The 19,554-nt window shown below is 69.8% G+C and carries 18 protein-coding genes, 1 pseudogene and 1 riboswitch; of the genes and pseudogenes, 6 read left to right on the forward strand and 13 right to left on the reverse strand.

Going from position 1 to position 19,554, the window contains the following annotated elements; translation table 11 throughout:
* Window positions 1-55: 55 nt before the first annotated feature.
* From ACIOGX_RS30080 to ACIOGX_RS30120, 9 genes and pseudogenes are all read right to left on the reverse strand, one after another.
* A pseudogene (locus tag ACIOGX_RS30080) lies at window positions 56-1,234 on the reverse strand (ABC transporter ATP-binding protein); the annotation flags it as partial.
* Window positions 1,235-1,260: 26 nt separating this feature from the next.
* On the reverse strand, window positions 1,261-2,361 hold the full coding sequence (locus ACIOGX_RS30085) for an ABC transporter ATP-binding protein (RefSeq protein ID WP_356511225.1): 1,101 nt from the start codon (window positions 2,359-2,361) through the stop codon (window positions 1,261-1,263).
* Complete coding sequence (locus ACIOGX_RS30090) at window positions 2,358-3,356, reverse strand: ABC transporter permease (RefSeq protein ID WP_129772275.1); 999 nt, start codon at window positions 3,354-3,356, stop codon at window positions 2,358-2,360. Before ACIOGX_RS30090 ends, ACIOGX_RS30085 begins: the two co-directional genes overlap by 4 nt.
* Window positions 3,357-3,470: 114 nt before the next feature.
* On the reverse strand, window positions 3,471-5,246 hold the full coding sequence (locus ACIOGX_RS30095) for an ABC transporter substrate-binding protein (protein WP_356511223.1): 1,776 nt from the start codon (window positions 5,244-5,246) through the stop codon (window positions 3,471-3,473).
* Window positions 5,247-5,340: 94 nt separating this feature from the next.
* On the reverse strand, window positions 5,341-6,342 hold the full coding sequence (locus tag ACIOGX_RS30100; RefSeq protein ID WP_129772277.1) for an ABC transporter permease: 1,002 nt from the start codon (window positions 6,340-6,342) through the stop codon (window positions 5,341-5,343).
* 17 nt (window positions 6,343-6,359) lie between these two features.
* Window positions 6,360-6,485, reverse strand: coding sequence for a hypothetical protein (locus ACIOGX_RS30105; RefSeq protein WP_384767346.1), 126 nt, complete (start codon window positions 6,483-6,485; stop codon window positions 6,360-6,362).
* Window positions 6,486-6,841: 356 nt separating this feature from the next.
* Window positions 6,842-7,627 (reverse strand): enhanced serine sensitivity protein SseB C-terminal domain-containing protein, encoded by a 786-nt coding sequence (locus ACIOGX_RS30110; RefSeq protein ID WP_401917773.1) that lies wholly within the window; start codon window positions 7,625-7,627, stop codon window positions 6,842-6,844.
* 307 nt (window positions 7,628-7,934) lie between these two features.
* A complete protein-coding gene (locus ACIOGX_RS30115) occupies window positions 7,935-8,669 on the reverse strand; it encodes an enhanced serine sensitivity protein SseB (protein WP_356511219.1) in 735 nt (244 codons plus the stop codon).
* A gap of 164 nt (window positions 8,670-8,833) precedes the next feature.
* A complete protein-coding gene (locus ACIOGX_RS30120; protein WP_356511217.1) occupies window positions 8,834-9,580 on the reverse strand; it encodes an AAA family ATPase in 747 nt (248 codons plus the stop codon).
* Between the two features lie 171 nt (window positions 9,581-9,751).
* Window positions 9,752-9,851, forward strand: a riboswitch (glycine riboswitch).
* Between the two features lie 147 nt (window positions 9,852-9,998).
* Here ACIOGX_RS30120 and gcvT point away from each other — a divergent pair.
* The 4 genes from gcvT to ACIOGX_RS30140 all read left to right on the forward strand — a co-directional run bounded on the left by gcvT (window position 9,999) and on the right by ACIOGX_RS30140 (window position 14,461).
* Complete coding sequence (gene gcvT / locus ACIOGX_RS30125) at window positions 9,999-11,168, forward strand: glycine cleavage system aminomethyltransferase GcvT (protein WP_401917776.1); 1,170 nt, start codon at window positions 9,999-10,001, stop codon at window positions 11,166-11,168.
* Window positions 11,169-11,256: 88 nt separating this feature from the next.
* Window positions 11,257-11,634, forward strand: coding sequence for a glycine cleavage system protein GcvH (gcvH, locus tag ACIOGX_RS30130; RefSeq protein ID WP_356511213.1), 378 nt, complete (start codon window positions 11,257-11,259; stop codon window positions 11,632-11,634).
* Between the two features lie 16 nt (window positions 11,635-11,650).
* Window positions 11,651-12,919, forward strand: a complete 1,269-nt coding sequence (gene glyA, locus ACIOGX_RS30135) for a serine hydroxymethyltransferase (RefSeq protein ID WP_356511211.1) — start codon at window positions 11,651-11,653, stop codon at window positions 12,917-12,919.
* Window positions 12,920-13,078: 159 nt separating this feature from the next.
* Window positions 13,079-14,461, forward strand: a complete 1,383-nt coding sequence (locus ACIOGX_RS30140; protein ID WP_356511210.1) for an L-serine ammonia-lyase — start codon at window positions 13,079-13,081, stop codon at window positions 14,459-14,461.
* 60 nt (window positions 14,462-14,521) lie between these two features.
* Here ACIOGX_RS30140 and ACIOGX_RS30145 read toward each other — a convergent pair whose 3' ends face one another.
* Window positions 14,522-15,064 (reverse strand): helix-turn-helix domain-containing protein, encoded by a 543-nt coding sequence (locus tag ACIOGX_RS30145; protein WP_356511208.1) that lies wholly within the window; start codon window positions 15,062-15,064, stop codon window positions 14,522-14,524.
* A 218-nt stretch (window positions 15,065-15,282) separates the two neighbouring features.
* Between ACIOGX_RS30145 and ACIOGX_RS30150 the strand changes: the two genes are divergently transcribed.
* Together ACIOGX_RS30150 and ACIOGX_RS30155 are read left to right on the forward strand one after the other, a co-directional pair.
* Window positions 15,283-16,203 carry a haloalkane dehalogenase gene (locus tag ACIOGX_RS30150; protein ID WP_401917779.1) on the forward strand — a complete coding sequence of 307 codons (921 nt, stop codon included), beginning with the start codon at window positions 15,283-15,285 and terminating at the stop codon, window positions 16,201-16,203.
* A gap of 124 nt (window positions 16,204-16,327) precedes the next feature.
* Window positions 16,328-17,236 (forward strand): NmrA family NAD(P)-binding protein, encoded by a 909-nt coding sequence (locus ACIOGX_RS30155; RefSeq protein WP_401761164.1) that lies wholly within the window; start codon window positions 16,328-16,330, stop codon window positions 17,234-17,236.
* A gap of 84 nt (window positions 17,237-17,320) precedes the next feature.
* Here ACIOGX_RS30155 and ACIOGX_RS30160 read toward each other — a convergent pair whose 3' ends face one another.
* The 3 genes from ACIOGX_RS30160 to ACIOGX_RS30170 form a co-directional block, all read right to left on the reverse strand.
* Window positions 17,321-18,262: a CopD family protein gene (locus ACIOGX_RS30160; RefSeq protein WP_401917782.1), complete on the reverse strand. Its 942-nt coding sequence runs from the start codon at window positions 18,260-18,262 to the stop codon at window positions 17,321-17,323.
* Window positions 18,263-18,368: 106 nt separating this feature from the next.
* Window positions 18,369-18,581: an EF-hand domain-containing protein gene (locus ACIOGX_RS30165; RefSeq protein WP_129772289.1), complete on the reverse strand. Its 213-nt coding sequence runs from the start codon at window positions 18,579-18,581 to the stop codon at window positions 18,369-18,371.
* 171 nt (window positions 18,582-18,752) lie between these two features.
* Complete coding sequence (locus ACIOGX_RS30170; protein WP_401761159.1) at window positions 18,753-19,403, reverse strand: ADP-ribosyltransferase; 651 nt, start codon at window positions 19,401-19,403, stop codon at window positions 18,753-18,755.
* Between the last annotated feature and the right edge of the window lie 151 nt (window positions 19,404-19,554).

Below are 19,554 nucleotides of genomic sequence, written 5' to 3' on the forward strand. Positions count from 1 at the left end.
GGTCCCGGGCCGTGGGCTCTGGGTCGTGAGCCCTGGGACGGGTGACCCGCCGCTACTCCTTGGCCGGGCCTTCCGCGGCCTCGGCCTCCGTGGCCTCGGACGGCGCCCCGGAGGCCGCGTCGGCGACCGATGTCCCCGCCGCCAGCTCCACCGTCTCCCGCGCCGCCACCGACACCGTGTCCTCCGGGTGCTGGTCGGGCGCGTTCTCCGGGTGGTGGCAGGCCACCTGCTGGCCGGGCTTCAGCATCTGCATCGGCGGGTCCACCGTCGTGCAGATCTGCGTCGCCTTCCAGCACCGGGTGTGGAACCGGCAGCCGGTCGGCGGCGAGATCGGCGACGGCACATCGCCCTTGAGCAGAATGCGGTCGCTCTTGGCGCCGCGGCGCCTGGGGTCCGGCACCGGCACCGCCGACATGAGCGCCTTGGTGTACGGGTGCATCGGCGCCGAGTACAGCGACTTGCGGTCCGCCAGCTCCACGATCTTGCCGAGGTACATGACCGCGATGCGGTCCGAGACATGGCGGATGACGGACAGGTCGTGCGCGATGATCACGTACGTCAGGCCCAGCTCGTCCTGGAGGTCGTCCAGCAGGTTGACCACCTGCGCCTGGATCGACACGTCCAGCGCGGAGACCGGCTCGTCGGCGACCACGAGCTTCGGGTTGAGCGCGAGGGCGCGGGCGATCCCGATGCGCTGCCGCTGGCCGCCGGAGAACTCGTGCGGGTAGCGGTTGAAGTGCTCGGGGTTGAGGCCCACCAGTTCCAGCAGGTTCTGGACCTTCTTCTTGACGCCCCCCTCGGGCGTCACACCCTGGAGCTTGAACGGCGCGCTGACGATCGTGCCGATGGTGTGCCGGGGGTTCAGCGACGAGTACGGGTCCTGGAAGATCATCTGGACGTCACGCCGCAGCGGGCGCATACCCCGCACACCCAGATGCGAGATGTCGTGGCCCTCGAACTCGATCTGCCCCGCGGTCGGTTCGAGCAGCCGGGTGATCAGCCGGCCCATCGTCGACTTGCCGCAGCCCGACTCGCCCACCACGCCCAGCGTCTCACCGGAACGCACATCGAAGTCGATGCCGTCCACGGCCTTGACCGAGGCGACCTGCCGCTTCAGCAGGCCCTTCCTGATGGGGAAGTGCTTCTGCAGGCCGGAGACCTTGAGCAGCGTCTCCCCCGGGGCGGCGTCCTTGTTGAGAAGGCCGGCACCGGCGCTCTGGGCGGGAATCGTCACGTCTTTGTCCTCGCTTTTGTCCTCGCTCACAGCTGGGGCGCAATCTCTTCGGTCCAGATGCGCTTCCGGTCCGGCTCCGGCATGTGGCAGGCGGCCCAGTGTCCGGCCGCCGCCTGGGTCAACTCGGGGCGCGTGGTACGGGTGATGCCGCCCTTGGGCACGTCGGCGTAGGGACAGCGCGGGTTGAAGGCGCAGCCGGACGGGAGGTTGATCAGGGAGGGCGGGGAACCCTTGACCGGGATGAGACGCTCGGTCTCCTCACGGTCGATGCGCGGCATCGAACCGAGCAGGCCCCAGGTGTACGGGTGGCGCGGCTCGTAGAAGACCTTCTCCGCGGGGCCGCGCTCGATGCAGCGGCCGCCGTACATCACCAGGATGTCGTCGGCCAGCTCGGCGACGACGCCCAGGTCGTGCGTGATGATGATGACGGCGGAGCCGAACTCCTTCTGGAGATCGCGGATCAGGTCCAGGATCTGCGCCTGGACCGTCACGTCCAGAGCCGTGGTCGGCTCGTCGGCGATCAGCAGGTCGGGGTTGTTGACCAGCGACATGGCGATCATCGCGCGCTGGCGCATACCGCCCGAGAACTCGTGCGGATACGAGTCCACCCGCTTGTCGGGCTGCGGGATGCCGACGCGGTCGAGCATCTCGACGGCGCGGCGCCGCGCCGCCTTCTTGTCCACCTGGTGATGGACCTGGTAGGCCTCCACGATCTGCTTGCCGATCGTGTAGTACGGGTGCAGCGCCGACAGCGGGTCCTGGAAGATCATCGCCATGTCGCGGCCGCGCATCTTGCGCACCGTGTCCGGGTCGGCGGTGAGCAGTTCCTGGCCCTTCAGCCAGATCTCGCCGGAGACCTGCGCCTTGCGCTTCCCGTACTGGCCGGTGGTGTGCAGCCCCATGATGCCCATGGAGGTGACGGACTTGCCGGAGCCCGACTCGCCGACGATGCCGAGGGTCTTGCCCTTCTCCAGCTGGAAGCTGAGCCCGTCGACGGACTTGACGATGCCGTCGTCCGTGGGGAAGTGCACGCGCAGGTCGCGCACTTCCAGGAACGCCTCGGAGGGGCGGGTGTCCGCGGCGACCGGCTCCCCCAGGGCTGCGCCGCTCTTGCTCAGGTCGGTCATGCGAGCCTCACTCGGGGGTCGATCACTGCGTACAGAATGTCCACGACGAGGTTCGCGACGATCACCGCGAGCGACGTGATCAGAGTGACGCCGAGGATCACCGGCAGGTCGCGATCGTTGATCGCCTTGAGTACGGCCTGGCCGAGACCGGGAAGACTGAACGTGGTCTCGGTGAGGATCGCACCGCCGATGAGGGCGCCGAGGTCCATGCCGAGGAGGGTGAGGATCGGCGTCATCGTGGAGCGCATGGCGTGCTTGCCGATGACGACGGGCTCACTGAGTCCCTTGGCCCTGGCCGTGCGGATGTAGTCCTCGCCCATCACTTCCAGCATGGTGGCCCGGGTGATCCGGGCGTACATCGCCGCGTAGAGGAAGGCGAGGGTGATCCAGGGCAGGAGCAGGCCGCCGAACCAGCCGCCGACGCTCTCCTCCAGGGGTACGTACTGGGCGTCGAGCCAGCCGAGGCCGTAGCTGAAGATCGCCAGCGAGAGCAGACCGGTGAAGTAGATGGGCAGCGAGACGCCGGCCAGGGCGACCAGCATCGCGCCGCGGTCCCACAGCGTGCCCCGCTTGAGCGCGGAGAGCACACCGGCGGCGAGGCCGAATATCAGCCACAGGACAGCGGCACCGATCGCCAGCGCCAGGGTCACCGGCAGCCGGTCGGTGAGCACCGGCCAGATGGCCTGCTCGCTGCGGAAGGAGTAGCCGAAGCAGGGAGCAGAGCAGTGCGTGACGTCTCCGCCCGCCGAGTACGTACGACCGACGAAGATGCCCTTGAAGAACTCCCAGAGCTGAACGAAGATCGGGTCGCCCAGCTGGAGCTTCTGCCGGATGGCCTCCACGGCCGCGGCGTCGGACGTCTTGCCCACGTACATCGTGGCCGGGTCGACGCCCGCCCACTTGGGGATGATGAAGAAGATGCAGAAGACCACCAGCATGATGACCACTAGCATCGCGGCGACGGCCATGAGCCGCCTGATGAGGTATGCGAGCACTGCTCTCGGCCTGCGGCGGACCGTGGGCCACCGGGGTTCACCCGGTGGCCCACGGTCACACCGCGCCGGCCTTCACCTGCCTTTCGTGCCGTACGGCGGGTGTGCCGGGTGGTGTTACTTCACAACGCCGAGGCTGGTGAAGTCGTACTGACCGCTGTACGCGTCCGTGGTGTAGACGTTCGTCAGCCGGCTGGAGCGCCAGTTGATGAACTTCTCGAAGACGAAGGGCAGGTAGTAAGCGCCCTCCATCACCTGGTGGTTGATCGCGGTGGCGAGCTGCTCCTTCTTCGCGGGGTCCAGTTCGGTGACGAACTTGGCGAAGTTGGCGTCGATCGCCTTGTCCTTGATCATCGCGAAGTTGTTGTTTCCGCTCTCAAGGATGTACTTGCTGCCCCACAGCGGCAGACCGTAGCCCTGGACCGACGGGAAGTCCGGACCCCAGCCCATGATGATGATGCCGTAGTTCTTCTGCTGGACGACCTTCGGGTTACCGATGATGCCGCCGGTCTGCGAGCCGTCGAACTGGTCGATCTCGACATCGATGTTGATCTTCTTCAGCGACGCCTGGAGCGACTGCGCGGTGGCCACCTCGACCGGCTTGTTGTTACGGACCGCGATGGTGGTCTTGAATCCGTCCGGCTTGCCGCAGGCCTTGAGCGCTTCCTTGGCCTTGGTGATGTCCGGCGCGCCGCCGTTCTTCGCCGTGCCGTACGGGTCGTACTTCTGGCCCTCGGAGCCCGGGACCGACGGCGGCAGCATGTTGGTGCCGATGTCACCACCCGCGAGCGGGCCGCCGCGCGCGGTCTGGAGGGACTTGTGGTCGGCGCCGTAGATGACGGCCTTGCGGCACTCGATGTTGTCGAACGGCTTCACGTTCTGCGGGAAGACCGCGTAACGGATGTAGCCGGAGACCGGGTTGTCCAGGTTCTCCTTGTTCTCCTTCAGGGCCTTGTTGCGACCCTGCGGGGAGAGACCGGTCTGGTTGATGTCCAGGTCGTAGTCGCCGGCGATCAGACGGTTGTCCATGTCGTCGGCGTTGCTGAACAGGTTCAGGGTGATCTTGTCCGGGAGCGCCTTGCGGACCGGGTCCGAGGACTGCTTCCAGTTCTCGTTGCGGACGAGCACCAGGGACTTGTTCGGCGAGTACGACTGGAACTTGTACGGGCCGGAGGAGAACGGGTGCAGACCGTACTTGGACTTGGTGTCCTTGTCCTTGCGCACCGGCGAGGACGACGTGAGCGCGAGGATCTCCTCGAAGTCACTGTTCGCGGTCGGCAGCTTGAAGATGATGGTCTTCGCGTCCGGCGTCTCGATGGCCTTCAGACCCTCCTTGGAGGTGTCCTTGTACGGGCCCTTGTACTTGCTCTCCGGGTCGAGGATGTCCTTCAGGTAGACCGGACCGCCGGAGAGCACATCCTGCGCCCACTGGCGCTCGATGCCGTACTTCACGTCCTCGGAGGTGATGGGCTTGCCATCCTCCCAGGTGATGCCGTCACGCAGGGTGAACGTGTAGGTCTTGCCGTCGTCCGAGACCTTCGCGCGCTCGGTGGCGAGGTCCGGGGTGAGCTCCGAACCGGTCTTGCCCGGCTCCGTCTTGCTGGTGACCAGCTGACGGCTGTAGTAGCGCATGAAGTTCCACGCGAAGCCGTAGTAGCCACGGGTGGTGTCCCACGAGTCGGCGTCCTGGGCGCCCGCGAACTTGAGCGTGCCGCCCTTCTTCGTGGAGGCGTTGGCGACCTTGTTGTTGCCCGCGTCGAAGCCGGGGGCACCACTCTTGTCGTCCTTGCTTCCACCGCCGCCGCCACACGCCGCTGTGGTCAGCAACGCCGCGACCACGGCAGCAGCGGCCAGGGCCTGCTTACGCCGCCCAGTGGTGCGATTGGTAGTCACGATCTCGGATCCTCCGGTGTGAGTAGCGGCCCGTGGAAACGCGGGCCCCGATGTAACGCGAATCAGCTGCAACGCGAACCAGCCGGCACGCAAATCAGCGCGAGCCCTTCGGGTCGAGCGCGTCACGAACGCCGTCGCCGAAGAGGTTGAAGGAGAGCACGGTGATGAAGATGGCCAGACCCGGGATCAGCATGTACATGGGATCCGAGTCGTAGTAACTCACCGCGGAGGAGAGCATCTGGCCCCACGAGGCGGTGGGCGGCTTGACGCCGACACCCAGGAAGCTGAGGGCCGCCTCGGTGAGGATGTTGGTGGGGATCATCATCGTCGAGTACACGATGATCGGGGCGATGATGTTGGGCAGCAACTCCTTGAACAGGATGTATACCTGCCCGGCCCCCAGGCTCCTGGCCGCCTCCACGTATTCGCGCTCACGCAGCGAGAGAGTCTGGCCGCGGACGACCCGGCCGACGTACGGCCAGCCGAAGAAACCGATCACCAGGATCATCACCAGCAGCCGGACACCGCTCCCGGACAGACCGAGCATGTCGTTCGGCATGACGGACACCAGGGCGATGATGAAGAGCAGCTGCGGGAAGGACAGAAGCATGTCCATCACACGGCTGATGAGCGCGTCCAGCCAGCCGCCGAAGTAGCCCGCGATCACGCCCAGAACGGTGCCGAAGACGACCGCGACCACGGCGGACAGGAAGCCGACGAGCAGGGAGACCTGCGCGCCGTAGACGATCCGGGCGAAGATGTCGCGGCCACTGACCGGCTCGACTCCGAACCAGTGTTCCGAACTGATACCGCCCCAGGAACCGATGGGCGTCGAGAAGAGCGGGTCGATCAGATCCTCGTGGTACTCGTCGGGAGACTGCCCGGACAGGCTCGTGATCAGTGGCGCCAGGAGCGCGATCACGATCAGCACGAGCACGACGGAGCCGCCGGCGAGCGCCATTTTGTCCCGCTTCAGGCGCTCCCAGGCAATACGACCGAGGGAGCGACCCTGGACCGACACCCCTTGAGCGACGGCGACTTCCTCCGTCGCGCTCGGGGCCGCTTCCGTGGTCGGCTCGTGCAGTGGTGCCGTCATCGTGGCAAGAACCCCTCTCAACCGGCGGTCACCGGCCCCCACTTGCCGCTGTAGCGGCCTGTTCCCATCAGCATCGCGAGCGACGCCGTGACTCCGTCACGCACGTCCGGCCACTCGCACAGAGGCCCGAAAAGGCCATGCATGCGGGGAGTCTTCATCGCGTGCGTGATCACCCGCCAGCCCTGCCGGTGAATGGATGCTCAACCGTGATGCTCTTAGAGGTGTTCCGTTATCCGGACGGCGGGTAGCCATGTACGGACGACTGCCATTAGGGACGAGGGGACCGAGATGCCCCATACGGCGTCTCTCGGGCAGAGCGCCCATCACCCATCAACTGCCCGGTAATGGACGGTTCTACGCGCGTCCGGGCGGCTCAAAAGGATGTGCGGTCGCCCATTGGTCCAGTCCTTCCCGGGGGACGCATCCTGGCCGGCGTCCGGCGCCGGCCTGACACGCGTACGGGGCTGTCCACAGAGTGAACAGCCCCGTACGGCGTCGGTCAGTACGTGCGGGTGGCGGGCGGCGGGTAGCCGTATCCCGTGGCGGGCGCCGGCCCGGCATGCGCCTCGCGGTCGTAGAACGGCCTGGTGTTGGCGCGCAGCCACATCGTGACCGGGTCGTACTCGTCGGACATCGCGACGGTCGAGACCGGCAGTCCGTCCGGGATCGCGGCGATCGACTGCCGCATCATCGTGTGCACGGAGTCGACGGAGCCGGAGCCCGTGTCGTACAGGTCGAGACCGATCGCCAGATACGGGGCGCCGAGGGACGGCTGCACCCAGGCGCGGCGCAGGGAGCGCACGGCGGGCGTGCGGTGCGCGTTGTGGGTGAGCTGGGCGTAGAACTGCGGGAGTTCGATGGCGGGCTCGGAGAGCCTGAGCGGTCCCGCGGGCATCCGGTCGAGACCGGTGGCGATCCGGCGCAGATCGAGCCAGGGGATGCCGACACCGCCGGCGGGGGCGTGCGGATTGAGCCAGATCCCCCAGCGGTCGGGGTAGAGGGCGCGGGCGATGTCGCGTCCCGGGACCACTTCGTGGGCGCGGTTCCAGCCACTGACCGCCAGCTCCTGGGCGGAGGTGACGCACGGGGCGTACCCCAGGCCGTCGATCTCCATGTTCCCGTACTGGGCGTCGGGCGTTCCGGCGCGGCCGTGCCAGAGCAGCATCCAGACACTGTCGTCGGCGAGCGCCTGGAGCAGCGCCTCGTACGCGTCGTAACGTCCCGGCGTCACCTGGCGCAGCATGTGCTCGACCTGCCCGGCCGCCGCGGTGCCTGACGCGCTCACTCTGGGTCCCGCCCCTCTTCGATCCACCACTCGTCCAGCCCCCCGAAGTCCGCGCGTCCCCGCACGCCCGCCGCGGTCCGCCGCGGGAGGGGCGACCCGCCGGGCACACGATGCGACGGTCCAGCCATCAAACCAGCTTAGAGGGGCTTCCTGACACAGACTTGACGACCGGCGCGCCCGCCGTGACGGTGCGGGCGGGCCCGGTCTCCGTCCCTGTCCTGCCCGTGGCCGCGGGCTCGTACCCGCGACTGCCCGTTCCGTCCCGGACTATGCGGCGGGCACGGGTCAGCCGCGCTGATAGAACGGGTCAGCCGCGCTGATAGAACGGCCGCACCTTCTCCAGCAGCCAGTCGCCGACCGGGTCCTGGGCCACGTCCAGCAGGATGAGATTCACGGGCCAGGCCACCGCCACCCGCCCCAGCGCCCGGCCGAGCGCGTCCATGGGGGCGTTGCGGTCCGCCGCCTCCCAGGAGGAGAGCTGGACCCCGATGAAGAGCGCCGGGGGATCGCCCTCGACGCTGGCGAGCGCGCGGCGGGCGGAGAGCACCACGCCGGACGCCTCGAACTCGGCCCCGGCGGCGGAGAGGAACTCGACCGGTTCTTCCTGCCAGTCCGGCTCAAAGAGCCGCACCCGGCCCCCGCTCGCCGGGCCGTCGAGCGGCGTACGCCCCGCCCGGCACAGCTCGGCGACGGCCGGCGGCGGCAGCGGCATCCCGACGACGCCGCCCGGGTTCACCGCGATGCCGAGCTGCGGGGGCAGGCCCCGGGCGAAGTCACGGGCGGGCGCGACGGCGAAGGCCATATGGGCGCCGACGCACTGGAGGAACTGCTGCTCGGAGCTGAACACCGGCACATACGGGAGGCCCTCGATCTCCATCGTCGGCAGATCGAGATGGGGGCTGTCGGGACCGCCCCCCTGGGGCAGCGGCACCCAGACCTCACTGCGTCCCAGGACCTCTATCAGCCGTCCGCCCGCCGCGTCGGCACCGAGCGAGGCCACGAGCACCTCTTCCAGCTCGTTGCCCGGCCATGCTGTGTTCACCGTGCTCTCCTTCGCCACCCTCGCCCCCGCGGCAGCACCTTAAACCGAGGCCGGGCCCCGGCGCCGCCACCGAACGGCTCCGCCCGGCCCACCGGTTGGCCCGGGGCCGGGCACACCGGTCGGCCCACGGGCCGGCACACCGTCCGCGGTGGGCCCGCCGTGGCTCAATCCGCCAGGGTGGCCGGGAAGGCGATCCGCTCCAGGGCCCCCGCCGCGTCCCGGTCCAGGAGGACCGCCGAGGCGCAGCCCCGGGGAAGGCGGCCGGTCTCGGCGTCGGCGAGCAGACGGCGGACCGCGCGGCGGTGCCGGGCGAACGCGTAGCCGGACACACCCCGGCCGCGCTCCCGCTGGCCCTCGCGCGCCACCTCGGGCGGGACGTCCAGCAGGACGAGATGGAGCCGGCGGCCACGCCGCCGGGCCTCACGGGCCAGCCAGCTCCGTACCCACGTCTGCGTACCGCAGTCGTGGACGACGACGCTCCCGCCCGCGCCGAGCGCGCGCCGCAGCCCCGCGTAGTGGGCCAGCCGGACGAGCGGGCGGTAGACGGCGTAGGGCAGGGCGCCCGGCAGCCGGCGCGCCCAGCGGTCCCTGGTGTCCTGGGAGTCGATGCCGGTGGCCTCGGCGGCCCGCCGGATCAGGGTGGATTTGCCGCTGCCCGGCAGCCCGGAGACGACCACCAGATCCCCTTCGGCGAAGACGAGACCCTTCGTGCCGCGGCCCCGCGCCCGGCCGGCCGCGGGCCCCCGCCCCCGCATATCCCGGACGACCCGCGCCACGCGAGCCGCGCCGTCCAGGACCACGCCGTCCAGGACCGCCGCGTCCAGGCCGGGTGCGCCGGGCTGTGCGGCCGCGGCCGTCTGCGGCGGCACCCCCGCGGTCGTCGTGTACGTACCGGACCCCTGCGACATCATCGCCGTCCCCCTGTCAGCTCAGTCGACCTGGTCCATGACCCTTGCCCAAGAAGTGTAAAGAAATGGTAATGCGCCACAAGCTTTTTCCGGGGCCCGGCGAGTTGAGGACCGGGCTCCCCGTTCGGCGGCGATGCGTGCGATGATGTGCCCGCCAACTGCATACCGGCCGTTTGAATCCGCGCGGGAGAGTCCCGGTCACCGTGTGTGCGCCGGGCGCCGAAGGAGCAAGTCCCTCCCTTGAATCTCTCAGGCCCCGTACCGCGTGGATGAGGCAGATCTGAAAAGCGGGCCGCAGCTCTGCGGCTCCACCCAAGGTGCAAGTCATGTCCGCTCCCACGTGTGGCCGTGATGAACCTCTCAGGTTCCGATGACAGATGGGGAGGATCGTCCTCGCCGTCATGCCCTGGGAGTCACACCGATGAGCCATGTCCCCCCGAGCAGCACCAGCACGCCCGGCACCTCCGCCCCCGGCGTCCCGCGTCTCACCGCCCTCGACGCCACGCACCGCGCACTGGGCGCGACCATGACCGACTTCGCGGGCTGGGACATGCCGCTGCGGTACGCGAGCGAGCGCGACGAGCACCACGCCGTCCGCACCCGCGCCGGTCTGTTCGATCTCTCCCACATGGGTGAGATCACCGTCTCGGGACCGGCGGCCGGGGATCTCCTCGACTACGCGCTCGTCGGCAACATCGGCGCCGTCGCCGTGGGCCGCGCCCGCTACACCATGATCTGCCGGGAGGACGGCGGGATCCTGGACGACCTGATCGTCTACCGCCTCGGCGAGGACACCTTCATGGTGGTCGCCAACGCCTCCAACGCCCAGACCGTGCTGGACGCGCTGACCGCACGCGCCGAGGGGTTCGACGCGGCGGTACGCGACGACCGTGACGCGTACGCGCTGCTGGCGGTCCAGGGGCCCGAGTCCCCGGGCATCCTGAAGTCGCTGACGGACGCCGATCTCGACGGCCTCAAGTACTACGCGGGCCTGCCGGGCACCGTCGCCGGTGTCCCCGCGCTGATCGCGCGTACGGGCTACACCGGCGAGGACGGCTTCGAGCTGTTCGTCGAGCCCCGGTACGCCACGCGACTGTGGCAGGCGCTGACCGAGGCCGGCGAGGGCGTCGGGCTGGTGCCCTGCGGGCTGTCCTGCCGCGACACCCTCCGTCTGGAGGCCGGCATGCCGCTGTACGGGAACGAGCTGTCCACCGCCCTGACCCCGTTCGACGCCGGCCTCGGCCGGGTCGTGAAGTTCGAGAAGACCTCGAACGGCGGCGCCTTCGTCGGCCGCGAGGCCCTCCAGGACGCCGCCGAGCGCGCCGCGTCCGCCCCGCCCCGCAAGCTCGTCGGCCTGATCGCCGAGGGCCGCCGGGTCCCGCGCGCCGGGTACCAGGTGGTCGCCGGGGGCGCCGTCGTGGGCGAGGTCACCTCGGGCGCGCCCTCCCCGACCCTGGGCAGGCCGATCGCCATGGCGTACGTCGACGCCGCGCACGCCGCGCCCGGCACGGCGGGCGTCGGGGTCGACATCCGCGGCTCCCACGAGCCGTACGAGGTCGTGGCGCTGCCGTTCTACAAGCGCCAGAAGTGATACCGACGTCAGCACGCGCTTCGGCGCCGTCTCGGTCCGTAAGACAGCTGTTCCGCACCACACCCTCGCGTACAGGAGAATTCAGGTCATGAGCAACCCCCAGCAGCTGCGCTACAGCAAGGAGCACGAGTGGCTGACGGCCGCCGAGGACGGTGTGTCGACGGTCGGCATCACGGAGTACGCGGCGAACGCCCTCGGCGACGTCGTGTTCGCCCAGCTTCCTGAGGTCGGTGACACGGTGACCGCGGGCGAGACCTGCGGAGAGCTGGAGTCCACCAAGTCGGTCAGCGATCTGTACGCCCCGGTGACCGGTGAGGTCACCGAGACGAACCAGGACGTCGTGGACGATCCCTCACTGGTGAACTCCGCCCCGTTCGAGGGCGGCTGGCTGTTCAAGGTACGTGTCGCGCAGGAGCCCGATGACCTGCTCACCGCCGATGAGTACACACAGTTTTCCGGCAACTGAGACCCCAGGGACCGTGATGTCTTCGAAGTCGCTTCTGAACGCCTCGCTCCATGAGCTCGACCCCGACGTCGCCGCCGCCGTCGACGCCGAGCTCCACCGTCAGCAGTCCACGCTCGAAATGATCGCCTCGGAGAACTTCGCTCCGGTCGCGGTCATGGAGGCGCAGGGCTCCGTACTGACCAACAAGTACGCCGAGGGCTACCCCGGCCGCCGCTACTACGGCGGCTGTGAGCACGTCGATGTGATCGAGCAGATCGCCATCGACCGGGTGAAGGCGCTCTTCGGCGCCGAGCACGCCAACGTACAGCCGCACTCCGGCGCCCAGGCGAACGCGGCGGCGATGTTCGCGCTGCTCTCCCCCGGCGACACGATCATGGGTCTGAACCTCGCCCACGGCGGGCACCTGACCCACGGGATGAAGATCAACTTCTCCGGCAAGCTCTACAACGTCGTCGCGTACCACGTCGACGACAAGACCGGCCAGGTCGACATGGCCGAGGTCGAGCGGCTGGCCAAGGAGTCCCGTCCGAAGCTGATCGTGGCCGGCTGGTCGGCGTACCCCCGCCAGCTGGACTTCGCGGCCTTCCGCCGGATCGCGGACGAGGTCGGCGCGTATCTGATGGTCGACATGGCGCACTTCGCCGGTCTGGTCGCCGCGGGCCTGCACCCCAACCCGGTGCCGCACGCGCACGTCGTCACGACCACCACGCACAAGACCCTCGGCGGCCCGCGCGGTGGTGTGATCCTCTCCACCAAGGAACTGGCGAAGAAGATCAACTCGGCGGTCTTCCCGGGCCAGCAGGGCGGCCCGCTGGAGCATGTCATCGCGGGCAAGGCGGTCTCCTTCAAGGTGGCGGCCACGGACGAGTTCAAGGAGCGCCAGCAGCGCACGCTGGACGGCGCCCGGATCCTCGCCGAGCGGCTGGGCCGTCCGGACGTCACCGAGGCCGGTGTTTCCGTACTCTCCGGCGGCACGGATGTACACCTCGTTCTCGTCGATCTGCGGAACTCGGAGCTGGACGGCCAGCAGGCCGAGGACCGGCTCCACGAGATCGGCATCACGGTCAACCGGAACGCCGTCCCGAACGACCCGCGCCCCCCGATGGTCACCTCGGGCCTGCGGATCGGCACGCCCGCCCTGGCCACCCGCGGCTTCACCACCGAGGACTTCACCGAGGTCGCCGAGATCATCGCGGCGGCCCTGAAGCCCTCCTTCGACCGCGAGGAGCTGGCCGGCCGGGTCACCGCGCTGGCCGAGAAGCACCCGCTGTACCCGGGCCTGTAGCCATCCGTACGGCCTGAGTTACGGGGCACCGCGCACACTGGACCGTGCGGCGCGGTGCCCCGCACCACGTTTCCCCGCACCACGTACCCCCGCGTGTCACCGTCATCTCCGCACCACCCCGGCAGACAACGGCGTCTACCAACCAGCAAGGAGTCACCCGTGGCCATCTCGGTCTTCGACCTGTTCTCGATCGGAATCGGCCCGTCCAGCTCCCATACGGTCGGCCCGATGCGCGCGGCGCGGATGTTCGCGCGCCGCCTCAAGAACGAGGGCCTGATCGCCCATACGGTCTCGATCCGGGCGGAGCTGTACGGATCGCTCGGCGCGACCGGCCACGGCCACGGCACGCCCAAGGCCGTGCTCCTCGGCCTGGAGGGCAACTCGCCGCGCACCGTCGACGTGGAGAGCGCGGACGATCAGGCGGAACGTATCCGCAGCAGCGGCCGGCTCCATGTGCTCGGCATGCACGAGATCGCCTTCGACGCCGGTGAGGACCTGGTCCTGCACCGCCGCAAGACCCTGCCGTACCACGCCAACGGCATGACCGTCCTCGCGTACGACGCGGCAGGCGCCGTACTCCTGGAGAAGACCTACTACTCCGTGGGCGGCGGCTTCGTCGTGGACGAGGACGCGGTGGGCGAGGACCGGATCAAGCTCGACGACACCGTGCTGAAGTACCCCTTCCGCACCGGCGACGAGCTGCTGCGGCTGTCGGCCGAGACCGGTCTGTCGATCTCCGCGCTGATGCTGGAGAACGAGAAGGCCTGGCGCACGGAGGACGAGATCCGCACCGGGCTGCTGGAGATCTGGCGGGTCATGCAGGCGTGTGTCTCACGCGGGATGGCCCGCGAGGGCATCCTGCCGGGCGGCCTCAAGGTCCGCCGCCGCGCCGCCCATTCGGCGCGCCAGCTGCGCGCCGAGGGCGATCCGCAGACGCACGCCATGGAGTGGATCACGCTCTACGCGATGGCGGTGAACGAGGAGAACGCCGCGGGCGGGCGCGTCGTCACCGCCCCCACCAACGGCGCCGCGGGCATCATCCCGGCCGTACTGCACTACTACATGAACTTCGCGGCCGGCGGCGCCACGGCGGAGGAGAAGGACGAGAACGTCGTCCGCTTCCTGCTCGCCGCGGGCGCCATCGGCATGCTCTTCAAGGAGAACGCCTCCATCTCCGGCGCCGAGGTCGGCTGCCAGGGCGAGGTCGGCTCGGCCTGCTCCATGGCCGCGGGCGCCCTCGCGGAGGTCCTGGGCGGCAGCGCCGAACAGGTCGAGAACGCGGCCGAGATCGGCATGGAACACAACCTCGGCCTGACCTGCGACCCGGTCGGCGGCCTGGTCCAGATCCCGTGCATCGAACGGAACGGCATGGCCGCGGTGAAGGCGGTCACGGCGGCGAAGATGGCGCTGCGCGGCGACGGCAGCCACAAGGTCTCCCTGGACAAGGTCATCAAGACCATGAAGGAGACGGGCGCGGACATGTCCGTCAAGTACAAGGAGACCGCGCGCGGCGGGCTCGCGGTGAACATCATCGAGTGCTGACAGGCTGACAGAGGGGGGTGCCGGTCGCGGCTGACGACCGGCGCCGGTATCGCGGGCCGGTCAGCCGGCCTGGCGCGTACGCGAGGTCGCGAGCGGTTCGAGAAGCCGTCGCGGCGCGCTGAGCACGGCGGATACGGGATCGGGACCGGAGTGCGCCGCGTCGAACCCGGGGCCCGGCTCGATCCGGATCTCCGGGACCGGCGGGGCCGCACCGCACTCCTCGCAGCGCCCCTCGGGGTCGAGCAGACCGCCGTCCCGGTCATGGCGCAGGTCGCGCTTCGCCCCGGCCGGCGAGTAGTGGGCGTCGCCCCAGGCCATCATGGCGCGCAGGATGGGCCAGAGCGCTATGCCCTTGGCGGTCAGCCGGTACTCGACGGTGCCGGCCCCGTCGTCGTCCCGGGTGAGCACACCCTCCCGTACCAGGAGCTTCAGCCGGCCGGCCAGGACGGCGCGCGGGATCCCGAGCTGGCCGGCCAGGTCTCCGAACCGGCGGACCCCGAAGAACGCGTTACGGACGATGAGCAGGGTCCACCGCTCTCCGACGACCTCCAGCGTGCGTGCCAGCGAGCAGTTGCGGTCCGCGTAGGTGCTGGGAAGGGTCATACCGGGTCACACCTCCGCCTCGATAGTTCGCTCACTGAACTGACCCGTGTTACGGTAGCACGGTTCATTGACCGAACTATCCGAACTGCCCGAACTGCCCGAACCGTCAGCGGCGGCACGGCACGGAGAAGGGGCGGGATGGTGAAACGACCCGAGGTACCGGACCGGTCGATCCGGTACCGGCCGCCGGCGGTGACCTCGACCGGTGGGAGAGGACGATGAACGAGCGGCCCTACGCGGAGAAGAAGTTCGCCGAGATCAACGGTGTGCGGATGGCCTACCTCGACGAGGGTGAGGGCGATCCGGTCGTCTTCCAGCACGGCAATCCGACCTCGTCCTATCTGTGGCGCAACGTGATGCCCCATCTGGAGGGTCTGGGCCGGCTGATCGCCTGCGATCTCGTCGGGATGGGCGACTCCGGCCGGCTGGCACCGTCCGGCCCGGACCGCTACTCCTACCTGGAGCACCGGGAGTACCTGTTCGCGCTGTGGGAACACCTCGGCCTCGGTGACAACGTCGTGTTCGTCCTGCACGACTGGGGCTCGGCGCTCGGTTTCGACTGGGCGTACCAGCACCAGGACCGGGTCGCCGGAATCGCCTATATGGAAGCGATCGTGGCTCCGATGAGCTGGGACGACTGGCGCGACGGTTCCCGGCGGACCTTTCAGGATCTCCGTTCCCCGGCCGGCGAGTCGATGGTCCTCACCGACAACATGTTCGTCGAGCAGGTGCTGCCGACGGGGATCCTGCGGGAGCTGAGCGAGGCGGAGACGGCGGTCTACCGTGCTCCCTACCTCGTACCGGGCGAGAGCCGCCGCCCCACGCTCAGCTGGCCGCGCCAGCTGCCGATCGACGGCGAACCCGCCGAGGTGGTGCGGATCGTCGACGACTACGGCCGCTGGCTCAGCACCTCCGCGGTGCCCAAGCTGTTCGTCGACGCGGACCCGGGCGCGATCCTGATCCGGGGCCCGCGCGCGTTCTGCCGCACCTGGCCCCACCAGACCGAGGTGACGGTGCCGGGCGCGCACTTCGTCCAGGAGGACAGCCCGGATCCGGTCGGTGCCGCGCTGGCGGATTTCGTCCGGGGCATCCGCGGCACCTCCGGCAGGGGCGTACGGGACACCGGAGCGCACGGATGACCGGGGCCCCGGCCCTTTCGCCGTGCGCACGGCGACCCGGTGCGCGCACGACGGCCGGGCGACGCGCCGTTCCTCACTCCGGTCTCCCTCCGACAGCACACGGAGTTCTACGGAAGGTATGCGGATGACCACCGACGACAGGCTTTTCCTGATCACCGGCGCGACCGGCAGAACCGGGGCCGGGACCGTCCATCTGCTGCTGGAGCGTGGTCACCGCGTCCGCGCCCTGGTGCACCGTGAGGACGAGCGCTCCCGCGCGCTGGCCGAGGCCGGAGCCGAGATCGCCCTGGCGGACCTGCACGACCTCGACGGCATGGCCGCGGCCGTGCGGGGCGTCACCGGCGCGTACCTGTGCCATCCGATCCTCCCCGGCCTGATCGAGGCGACCGCCTACTTCGCCCAGGCGGCGACCGAGGCGGGGGTCCGCTCCGTGGTCAACATGTCGCAGATCTCCGCCCGCCGCGACGCCGCCAGCGACGCCGCCCGGCAGCACTGGGTGTGCGAGCGCCTGCTGGACCGGACCGGCCTGCTGACCGTGCACATCCGGCCGACCTTCTTCGCCGAGTGGCTCACGCTGTGGTGGGAGAGGCGGGACGGCGAGGGCCACCTGCGGCTGCCGTTCGGCGACGGCCGCCACGCCCCGATCACCGCGGCCGACCAGTCCCGGGTGATCGCCGCCCTGCTGGTCGACCCCGAGCCGCACGACCGCGCGCTCTACACCCTGCACGGCCCGGTCGAACTGAACCACCACGAGATCGCCCGGACCATCTCCACGACGCTCGGCATCCCGGTGCGCTACGAACCGATCGGTGTGGAGGAGTTCGCCTCGGCCATGACGCGGCGCGGGCTGCCCACGCACCTCGTCCAGCACTTGAGCAACGTCGCCGTCGACTACCGGAACGGTGTGTTCGCCGGCACGAACGACAACGTCGAGCGGATCGGCGGTCACGCACCCCTGTCCGTCGAACAGTTCGTCCTCGCGCACAAGTCCGACTTCGACACCAGCGGCCCCTACTTCGCCCCCGCCCCCTGACGCGGGCGCGGGCGGGCCGGGGTCGGGCCGCGTACGGGTGGGGACGGGTAGGCCGGACAGCCCTGGAGACCGTCGCGTGACGCGTCACCGGGTGCTGAGCCAGTGCGGGTCGGGGACCACCGTCAGGATCGCCGACAGCAGGACGATCGCTGCCAGTACGGCCAGCTCCGCCCGCGCGGGGGGCCCGGCGTCCGCGCCGCGGCGCAGCCGGTTTCTGGCGGTCAGGGCGAGGCCGCTCACGACCGCGACCAGCAGCAGTTTGGCGATCAGCACACGGCCGTACGCCGTGCTGAACACGACGTCGGCGGGGAGTCTGCGCAGGGTGGAGAGCGTTCCGGTGGCGGCGAGCGCGGCGAAGAGCCAGCCGGCGAGCCGGGCGTAACGGGCGAGCACCTGGCGGGCCTCCGCCGGGTCCTCCCGGCGCAGCCACATCGTGCGCAGTACGTACAGCAGGCCACCGGTCCACAGCGAGGCCGCGGTCAGATGGACGGTGGTGAGGGCGGTGCCCAGCATCGGGGTGTACGGCTCCGGGTGCGCCCGCAGGGCCTCCGCGCCGACGACCACGGCCAGCGGCGCGAGGGCCGCCAGGGGTCGGTTCACGGCGACACAACCGGCCGCCAGCAGAAAGCCGTTGGCCATGAAGAGCAGCAGACGGCCCTCGACGGTGCCGTACACGGTGGTGATGTCGAGGCCGCTCACGGACGCGAGCAGGATGATCTGCCCCGCCGAGGCGGCCGCGCCGGTCAGCGCGGCGGCGAGGGCCCAGCCGCGGGGCGCGGGGCCGGTACGGGCGAGCCTGGCTCCGGCCAGCTCACCGAGGTGCAGCGCGAGCCCGGCGAAGACGGCGAACCGCAGCGCGGTGATGCCTCCCGCGCCGGGTATGCGCAGCTCACCGGTCCCGCGCGAGACCATGGCCAGGCCGAGCGGTATGACCAGCACGGCGAACAGGACACCACCGGCTATCAGGGCGGCCCTGCGGCCGGCCGAGCCGGTGGCTTCCTCGGCGGACGAACCCGGATATATCACCGTTTGATCTTCTCTGCCCGGCGCGTCTTCCGGCAACGCGAGCGGGGCGAGCGGCTGATGGTCCGGGCCGTACCGGGCGCTCCGACCCGCACCACCGCCCCGGGACTCAGCCCTTGCGCGAGGCCAGGAACTCGTCGAACGTCAACAGCCCGTCCCCGTTGCCGTCGTGCGCGTTGATCACGGCCTGCGCGACCGTCTCGGTCACATGGAAGTCGCCGAGCTGCGCCATCACGCTCTTGTACTCCGCCGCCGTGATGAGTCCGTCGCCGTTCGCGTCGAACCGCTCGAACGCCTTGCGCGCCTCGTCAATGTCCGCCACTGTTCCGCCCCTTCGTGATGCCTGCTGACGGAGTCAGATTATCCGTACGCGTTCACCCGAACGGCGGCAGCCCGGGAACGCCCCGGAGAAACGCCGCCGGGAAACGCCGCCGGGACCGGACGCCCGCGGTGTGCGGGCGTCCGGTCCCGGCGGAGAAAACGCGTACGTCCGTCAGCCGCGCCACGGCTGGTAGTGCGGATTGTCCAGGCACCCCGACATGATCTCGGTCTTCTTCACCTTGTCGACCGGGCAGACGCCGACGATCCGCTCCCGGGAGATCCCACCGGGGAAGGCGACCTCCACCTGATCGGCCCACTTGTGCGTGTCACCGATCGTCTTGTTGACGTCGATGCCGCCGGGGGCGTCGATGTAGTAGTTGAATCCGCTCTTGTACCACTGCTTGTACAGGTCGTGGTCATAGCTGGTGGAGACATAGGGCGAGGGCTGGTTGACCAGGACGTACTTCTCCACGTCGTACTGCCCGTCCAGCGGCGCCTTGGGCTGGAAGCCCTGCTCGAAGATGACCTCCGGCTTCCGGCTGTCGGCGCGGTAGAGCTGCCGGCAGTCGGTGCGCCAGGCGGGCGTCGGGGTGATCCGGTTCACCTCGACCGTGTGGTCCGCCGCCGCGAACATCGGGTCCTCGACGCGGGGGCAGGTTTCGGCGGCCTTGAAGGAGGCGGCGTGCGCGGGGGCGGACATGACCGGGGCGGACCCGGCCGGGGACCGCGTGGACGCGGCCTCGGTGGCGGAGGCCGGAATCAGGACGGCGGTGACGGACAGGGCGACGGCGGCGGCCCGCCGCCGCGAGCGAGAGGTGATCATGGGATGCACCCTCCCCGCTGTACGGCGGCGGGCCGTGGACCGTCACCCGTCCGGGGGCGTGTCGTCCGTAACCTTGCCCGCCCCACGACGAGTTGACGTCGGCCTGACATCAACTCCGCGTCGGCTCCGCCGCCTCCGCGCCCGGTCGGTG

The sequence above is a fragment of the Streptomyces sp. NPDC088147 genome (assembly GCF_044741565.1).
In the GTDB taxonomy this organism is placed as follows: domain Bacteria; phylum Actinomycetota; class Actinomycetes; order Streptomycetales; family Streptomycetaceae; genus Streptomyces.

What these genes read in the sequence shown, in the direction of transcription:
- gcvT (WP_401917776.1), top strand. Translation starts at nt 9,999, where the DNA reads ATGAGCCATGTCCCCCCGAGCAGCACCAGCACGCCCGGCACCTCCGCC.
- ACIOGX_RS30170 (WP_401761159.1), bottom strand. Translation starts at nt 19,403, where the DNA reads ATGATCACCTCTCGCTCGCGGCGGCGGGCCGCCGCCGTCGCCCTGTCC.
- glyA (WP_356511211.1), top strand. Translation starts at nt 11,651, where the DNA reads ATGTCTTCGAAGTCGCTTCTGAACGCCTCGCTCCATGAGCTCGACCCC.
- ACIOGX_RS30085 (WP_356511225.1), bottom strand. Translation starts at nt 2,361, where the DNA reads ATGACCGACCTGAGCAAGAGCGGCGCAGCCCTGGGGGAGCCGGTCGCC.
- ACIOGX_RS30120 (WP_356511217.1), bottom strand. Translation starts at nt 9,580, where the DNA reads ATGATGTCGCAGGGGTCCGGTACGTACACGACGACCGCGGGGGTGCCG.
- ACIOGX_RS30150 (WP_401917779.1), top strand. Translation starts at nt 15,283, where the DNA reads ATGAACGAGCGGCCCTACGCGGAGAAGAAGTTCGCCGAGATCAACGGT.
- gcvH (WP_356511213.1), top strand. Translation starts at nt 11,257, where the DNA reads ATGAGCAACCCCCAGCAGCTGCGCTACAGCAAGGAGCACGAGTGGCTG.
- ACIOGX_RS30105 (WP_384767346.1), bottom strand. Translation starts at nt 6,485, where the DNA reads ATGCATGGCCTTTTCGGGCCTCTGTGCGAGTGGCCGGACGTGCGTGAC.
- ACIOGX_RS30145 (WP_356511208.1), bottom strand. Translation starts at nt 15,064, where the DNA reads ATGACCCTTCCCAGCACCTACGCGGACCGCAACTGCTCGCTGGCACGC.
- ACIOGX_RS30155 (WP_401761164.1), top strand. Translation starts at nt 16,328, where the DNA reads ATGACCACCGACGACAGGCTTTTCCTGATCACCGGCGCGACCGGCAGA.
- ACIOGX_RS30100 (WP_129772277.1), bottom strand. Translation starts at nt 6,342, where the DNA reads ATGACGGCACCACTGCACGAGCCGACCACGGAAGCGGCCCCGAGCGCG.